We start from the raw sequence: 6,317 nt of genomic DNA, 5'->3' as shown, positions 1-6,317 counted from the left end.
CCGCCGGCGACTTGCCGCTCAAGGTCAGGATCACCAAGGTGTCCGACAAGGACGCGGCGTCCCTGCTTGAAGAAATGGGCAACCTGGGCAACGTGCGCGCAAGCGAACGTGCCGACGGCGCCCTGACCGTGTGGATGGACAGCACCTGCACGCCGGACGACATTGAAGCGGTGTGTTGCTTCATTGTGGACGGCGATCAGCTCAGCATCACCCGCGAAGCGGCGCCGGCAAGCCAGGTGGCCGTCGCGGCCGCCGAGCCGGTGGCCGTTGCCGCCGCGCCTGTGGCGGCTCCCGCGGTTGCGCCGGTAGTCGCTCCCGCCGAGCCCGTGCCGACGGTGGCGGATACCGCCGCCGCGGCCGAGGCCATCACGCAAGCCGCTGCCCGCGCATCGCGTCCGGCGGCGCCCGCGCATGCTGACAAGGAATCCACCTCCATTCGTGTGGGCGTGGAAAAAGTCGACCAGGTGATCAACCTGGTGGGCGAACTGGTCATCACGCAGGCCATGCTGGCGCAAACGGCCTCCACGCTGGACCCCGTCCTGCACGACCGCCTGCTGAATGGCATGGAGCAGTTGGAACGCAACGCCCGTGACCTGCAGGAAGCGGTGATGTCGATCCGCATGATGCCGATGGACTACGTGTTCAGCCGCTTTCCGCGCCTGGTGCGCGACATTGCCGGCAAGATGGGCAAGCAGATCGAACTGCAAACCTACGGCCGCGCGACCGAGCTGGACAAGAGCCTGATCGAACGCATCATCGACCCGCTGACGCACTTGGTGCGCAACAGCCTGGACCACGGTATCGAAACGCCCGAAAAGCGTATCGCCGCGGGCAAGGACCCGGTCGGCCAACTGGTGCTGTCCGCGCAACACAACGGCGGCAACATCGTGATTGAAGTCAGCGATGACGGCGGCGGCCTGAGCCGGGAAAAGATCCTGAAGAAGGCCATGGCCCAGGGCATGGCCGTCAACGAGAATTCGCCTGACGACGAAATCTGGCAACTGATTTTCGCGCCGGGTTTCTCCACCGCCGAAAAGGTCACGGACATCTCGGGCCGTGGCGTGGGCATGGACGTGGTGCGCCGGAACATCCAGGACATGGGTGGCCACGTGCAGTTGTCGTGCGAGCCGGGCAACGGCACCACGACGCGCATCGTGCTGCCGCTGACGCTGGCCATTCTGGACGGCATGTCGGTGCGCGTGGGGGAAGAAACCTTCATCCTGCCGCTGAACCATGTGACGGAATCGCTGCAACCCACCAACGACCAGATCTACTCGGTGGCGGGCAACGAGCGCGTGATGCATGTGCGCGGCGAATACCTGCCGCTGGTGGAAATGCACCGCGTGTTCTCGGTCAGCCAGGCGCAGACCGATCCCACGCAGGCCATCGCCGTCATCATGCAGGCCGAAGACCGCCGTTTTGCGCTGCTGGTGGATCATCTGATCGGCCAGCACCAGGTGGTGGTGAAGAATCTTGAGTCCAACTACCGCAAGGTTCCCGGCATCTCGGCAGCCACCATCCTGGGTGATGGCAGCGTGGCCCTGATTGTTGACGTATTTGCGCTTGCGCGCGCCAACCGTGAACGTTGGTCGCAGCCCGAAGCCATTTTGAATTGATGGAGCATTAAAAATCATGGCAGCCAAACCGCAAGCGCAATCCGCGCGCAACGAAGATGTCGGCAGCGAATTCCTGGTCTTCACGCTGGGCGACGAAGAGTACGGCATCGACATCCTGAAAGTGCAGGAAATCCGGGGCTACGACGCCGACACGGTGACTCGCATCGCCAACGTTCCGACCTTCATCAAGGGCGTGACGAACCTGCGCGGCATCATCGTTCCCATCGTGGACCTGCGTATCAAGTTCAACCTGGGCCGCGTTGACTACAACGAGCAGACCGTCGTCATCATCCTCAACCTGGATCGCCGCGTGGTCGGCATCGTGGTTGACGGCGTGTCCGACGTGCTGATGTTGAACGCCGGCCAGATTCGTCCGGCGCCGGAATTCGGCGCCACCTTGTCCACCGAATACCTGACCGGTCTGGGCACGGTGGACGAGCGCATGCTCATCCTGGTCGATATCGAAAAGATGATGACCAGCGACGAAATGGCGCTGGTGGAGAAGGTCGCCTCCTGATCGGAGTTTGGCCGGAACGCGGGGTAGAGGCGCCATATTCAATCCGATGTGGCGCTTTCCTTTAACGATTGCAGTCAAAGGGTGGTTCTTGAGATGCGCAAGTTTTTCGCGAACATGACGATACGCAGCAGCCTGTTGTGGGTGCTGGCGTTCTTCTCATTCATGTTGGTGATTGGGGCGGCGCTAGGCGTGTTGTCCCTGCGCATCAGCAATGGAACCCTGGCCGAGATCAAGCAATCGCAGGAACTTGACGACGCGGTGAGCCGGGTCGTGTCCAGCTACAAGGACACGATGAACGGCCTGGGCCGCGCGGCGACCGCCAACTACGCAGACATCGTCAGCAGCGTGGGCCAAGCCACCTTGCTGACGCAGGGTCTGTCGGCGGAAGCCACCGGACTGCTGGAACGCGCCAAGGGGTCCATGAACAAGGGCCAGGCGGAATTCGAGTACTACAAGACGCTGCCCCAGCCCCCGGACGCGGTCGAGTCGCTGAAGGAAATTGAAGCGGCCTACGCCATGCTGGTGCAGCAAGGCTTGAACCCGCTGGTGGCCGCCCTGGAAAAGGCCGACATGCCGGCCTACCAGAAGCAGGTTCAGACGGTGCAGGACGCGCTGGAAGGGCGCTTTTCTCGCGCCATCGAAGCCTTTGATTTCTGGCGCGCCAGCAAGATGATGGACGCGCACGACGTGGCGCAGGTGCGCTACCAATTCGTGTTGATGGCCGTGGGCGCGGGTGGCGTGATCGCCGCGCTGCTGGTCTTCGCCACCTATGTCTTCCTGCGCCGCCGGGTGCTGCTGCCCTTGAAGGAAGCCGGCCAGCACTTCGACCGCATCGCGGGCGGTGACCTGACCGCCCGGGTGGACGTACGCAACACCAATGAAATCGGCCAGTTGTTCGCCGCCCTGAAGCGCATGCAGGAAAGCCTGACGCGCACGGTAGCAACGGTGCGCCGTGGCGTGGACGAAATCAACGTGGGCTCGCATGAAATCGCGGCCGGCAACACGGACCTGTCCAGCCGCACGGAACAGCAGGCGGCTTCCCTTGAGGAAACCGCGGCGTCGATGGAAGAGCTGGCGTCCACGGTGAAGCAGAACGCCGACAACGCGCGCCAGGCCAACCAGTTGGCGGCCAGCGCGTCGGACGTGGCTGAAAAGGGCGGTTCGGCGGTGTCGGAAGTGGTGACCACCATGCACGACATTTCGGCCAGCTCGCGCAAGATCTCCGAGATTGTTTCCGTCATTGACGGCATCGCCTTCCAGACCAACATCCTGGCGCTGAACGCCGCCGTGGAAGCGGCGCGTGCAGGCGAGCAGGGCAAGGGTTTTGCGGTGGTGGCGGGCGAAGTGCGCTCGCTGGCGCAGCGCAGCGCGCAGGCGGCCAAGGAAATCAAGGGCCTGATCGAAGACTCGGTCACGAAGGTCGGCGCCGGTTCACAACAGGTGGAACGCGCGGGCGCGACGATGCAGGAAATCGTGGCTTCGGTGAAGCGCGTAACCGACATCATGGGCGAGATCTCGGCGGCGTCCGAAGAGCAGTCCAGCGGTATCGACCAGGTCAACCGCGCCGTGTCGCAGATGGATGAAGTGACGCAGCAGAACGCGGCGCTGGTGGAAGAAGCCGCGGCCGCGGCCGGCTCGCTGCAAGAGCAGGCGGAACGCCTGGCGCAAGCCGTGGCGGTGTTCAAGATCAATGCGGGCGAAGTCATTGAAGTGCCGGCGCAACGCCTGTCTTCGGTGCGTTCGTCCGATGAAGACTCACGCTTGCAAGCGCCCGATGCGCTTGCGCTTGGGCACTGAGGAATCGCGTGGCAACTGCGGCAACCCAGGCGCCGTCCATTTCGGTGGACCGCCAATTCGATTTTCGCGACGCGGACTTTTCCCGCGTCCGCAAGATGATCCACGCGCGCGCGGGCATCTCGCTGGGCACGCACAAGCGTGAAATGGTCTACAGCCGCCTGGCCAGGCGTTTGCGCGCCCTGGGCCGCCAGGACTTCGGCAGCTATCTGGACCAGTTGGAGCACGAACCCGACGCGCACGAGTGGGAAGAATTCGTCAATGCGTTGACGACCAACCTGACCGCCTTCTTCCGCGAATCGCACCACTTTCCCATCCTGGCCGAGTTCGCGCAAAAGCGCGGTGGCCCGGTGTCGGTATGGTGCTGTGCCGCGTCCACGGGCGAAGAGCCGTACTCCATTGCGATGACGCTGGTCGAAGCCCTGGGGCCGCGCGCGGCATCGTCCACGGTGCTGGCCACCGACATCGATACCAATGTGCTGAATCGCGCGCGCGCCGCCGTGTACCCCGCCGAGCGCGTAGCCAAGATGGAAGACGAGCGCCTGCGCCGCTTCTTCCTGAAAGGACGCGGCGCCAATGCCGGCCAGGTGCGGGTGCGCCCCGAGATCGCCGACATGGTGCGGTACGAAACCTTGAACCTGTTGGCGCCGTCATGGCCGATCAACGAAAAGTTCGACGTGATCTTCTGCCGCAACGTGATGATTTATTTTGACAAGCCGACGCAGGCGAAGATTCTGGAGCGCTTTGCGCCGCTGCTCAAGCCGGGCGGCCTGCTGTTTGCCGGGCACTCCGAGAACTTCACCTACATCAGCCGGGATTTTCGTCTGCGCGGGCAGACCGTCTACGAATGTGCGAGTAAGGCCTGAATGGGCCAAGGCAGCAAACAATGAAAAAAATAAGCGTTTTGTGTGTAGACGACTCCGCGTTGGTGCGCGGGCTGATGACCGAAATCATCAACAGCCAGCCCGACATGGAAGTGGCCGCGACCGCGCCCGATCCCTTGGTGGCGCGTGACCTCATCAAGCGCCACAACCCGGACGTGCTGACGCTGGACGTGGAAATGCCCCGCATGGACGGGCTGGATTTTCTTGAAAAGCTGATGCGCCTGCGGCCGATGCCGGTGGTGATGGTGTCGTCGCTGACCGAACGCGGCGGCGAAATCACCTTGCGCGCGCTGGAACTGGGCGCGATCGACTTCGTGACCAAGCCCAAGCTAGGCATTCGCGACGGCCTGCTGGAATACACCGAGATCATCGCGGACAAGATCCGCGCGGCCTCGCGCGCCAAGCTGCGCGCGCCCACGCCGCACGCGGCGCAGGCCGCGCCCGCGCCGATGTTGCGCCGCCCGCTGTCCAGCTCGGAAAAGCTGGTGATCGTGGGCGCGTCCACGGGCGGCACCGAAGCCATCCGCGAAGTGCTGCAACCCTTGCCGCCGGACAGCCCGGCCATCCTGATCACGCAGCACATGCCTGCCGGCTTTACGCGTTCGTTCGCGCAGCGGCTGGATGCGCTGTGCGCGGTGACGGTGCGCGAAGCGGTCCATGGTGACCGCGTGCTGCCGGGCCACGTTTACCTGGCGCCGGGCGGCGACATGCACATGCGCCTGGGCCGCAGCGGCGCCAACTACGTGATCGAGCTTGAAGCCAGCGAACCCGTCAACCGCCACCGCCCGTCGGTGGATGTGTTGTTCAATTCGGCCGCCGTGGCCGCCGGCAAGAACGCCATCGGCGTCATCCTGACGGGCATGGGCAAGGACGGCGCGGCCGGCATGCTGGCCATGCACCGCGCGGGCGCGCACACCATTGCGCAAGACGAAGCCAGTTGTGTGGTGTTCGGCATGCCCCGCGAAGCCATCGCCATTGGCGCCGCGGATGAAGTGGTTGCGCTGTCGGCGATTAGCGAACGCATTCTGACTCGCCTGGGCGACCGTGGGCACCGCGTTTGACGCGACTGCACCCACGATCGGTCTCAAGCAAATTTCTTCTGGAGTGAAAGATGGTAGACAAGGGCATCAAGATTCTGGTGGTGGATGACTTCCCCACCATGCGACGAATCATCCGCAACCTGCTCAAAGAGCTGGGTTTCGAGAATGTGGACGAGGCCGAGGACGGCGCGATCGGGCTGGAAAAGCTGCGTAACGGCGGTTTCCAATTCGTCGTGTCCGACTGGAACATGCCCAACCTGGACGGCCTGGAAATGCTCAAGCAGATTCGCGCCGACGCATCGCTGGCTTCGCTGCCGGTGCTGATGGTGACGGCCGAAGCCAAGAAGGAAAACATCGTTGCAGCGGCTCAGGCCGGCGCCAACGGTTACGTGGTCAAGCCTTTCACGGCGGCAACGCTGGAAGAAAAGCTCACCAAGATCTTCGAGAAAATAGCCGGCTGAGGTGT

General features: G+C 63.5%; 6 protein-coding genes. All 6 read left to right on the top strand.

Annotation, left to right across the window (positions count from 1 at the left end):
• The coding region (gene cheA / locus ACE04A_RS12100; protein WP_485820150.1) for a chemotaxis protein CheA at positions 1-1,616 on the top strand (1,616 nt) is incomplete at its 5' end.
• A 16-nt stretch (positions 1,617-1,632) separates the two neighbouring features.
• A complete protein-coding gene (gene cheW, locus ACE04A_RS12095) occupies positions 1,633-2,133 on the top strand; it encodes a chemotaxis protein CheW (protein WP_006219029.1) in 501 nt (166 codons plus the stop codon).
• A 93-nt stretch (positions 2,134-2,226) separates the two neighbouring features.
• The gene (locus tag ACE04A_RS12090; RefSeq protein WP_438859803.1) at positions 2,227-3,930 is read left to right on the top strand and encodes a methyl-accepting chemotaxis protein; all 1,704 of its coding nucleotides are present in this window, start codon (positions 2,227-2,229) and stop codon (positions 3,928-3,930) included.
• A gap of 8 nt (positions 3,931-3,938) precedes the next feature.
• Positions 3,939-4,793, top strand: coding sequence for a CheR family methyltransferase (locus ACE04A_RS12085; RefSeq protein ID WP_259248529.1), 855 nt, complete (start codon positions 3,939-3,941; stop codon positions 4,791-4,793).
• A 20-nt stretch (positions 4,794-4,813) separates the two neighbouring features.
• Positions 4,814-5,872, top strand: coding sequence for a protein-glutamate methylesterase/protein-glutamine glutaminase (locus ACE04A_RS12080; protein WP_448717974.1), 1,059 nt, complete (start codon positions 4,814-4,816; stop codon positions 5,870-5,872).
• Between the two features lie 50 nt (positions 5,873-5,922).
• Complete coding sequence (gene cheY / locus ACE04A_RS12075) at positions 5,923-6,312, top strand: chemotaxis response regulator CheY (RefSeq protein ID WP_006219033.1); 390 nt, start codon at positions 5,923-5,925, stop codon at positions 6,310-6,312.
• Positions 6,313-6,317: the final 5 nt, after the last annotated feature.

Source organism: Achromobacter colocynthidis, from assembly GCF_057334535.1.
Note: the sequence above shows the minus strand (reverse complement) of the source record. Positions and strands in the feature narration are given on the sequence as shown.

Coding starts and splice junctions, on each gene's coding strand:
- cheW (WP_006219029.1), top strand. CDS start 1,633: ATGGCAGCCAAACCGCAAGCGCAATCCGCGCGCAACGAAGATGTCGGC.
- ACE04A_RS12090 (WP_438859803.1), top strand. CDS start 2,227: ATGCGCAAGTTTTTCGCGAACATGACGATACGCAGCAGCCTGTTGTGG.
- ACE04A_RS12080 (WP_448717974.1), top strand. CDS start 4,814: ATGAAAAAAATAAGCGTTTTGTGTGTAGACGACTCCGCGTTGGTGCGC.
- cheY (WP_006219033.1), top strand. CDS start 5,923: ATGGTAGACAAGGGCATCAAGATTCTGGTGGTGGATGACTTCCCCACC.